This is a genomic window from Pseudomonas sp. SIMBA_067, assembly GCF_046534675.1.
GTDB lineage: Bacteria > Pseudomonadota > Gammaproteobacteria > Pseudomonadales > Pseudomonadaceae > Aquipseudomonas > Aquipseudomonas putida.
In genome coordinates this window covers 1-233 of the sequence record NZ_JAWRYH010001409.1, presented here as the reverse complement: position 1 = coordinate 233, position 233 = coordinate 1, and the positions used below count along the sequence as shown (strand labels likewise).

General features: G+C 63.5%; 1 protein-coding gene. It reads left to right on the top strand.

Translation table 11 applies throughout. The features are described 5' to 3' along the window. Window positions 1–233: GGDEF domain-containing protein (locus SB765_RS34020; protein ID WP_410933082.1), on the top strand; the 233-nt coding region annotated here is incomplete at both ends.

Here is a 233-nt window from a genome sequence, read left to right as displayed (position 1 = left end):
CCTGGACCACTTCAAGGCGCTGAATGACACCCACGGTCACCTGGCAGGCGACGAAGTGCTGCGCCAGTTCGCCAATGTGCTGCAGGGCAGCCTGCGCCAATCGGATATACTCTGCCGCTGGGGCGGCGAGGAGTTCATCGTGCTGCTGCGTGAAGCCGAGGGTCGGCAGGCCATCGAGGTAGCGGAAAAGATCCGCCGCCGCACCGAACAGCTCACGTTCAGCTACGACGAAC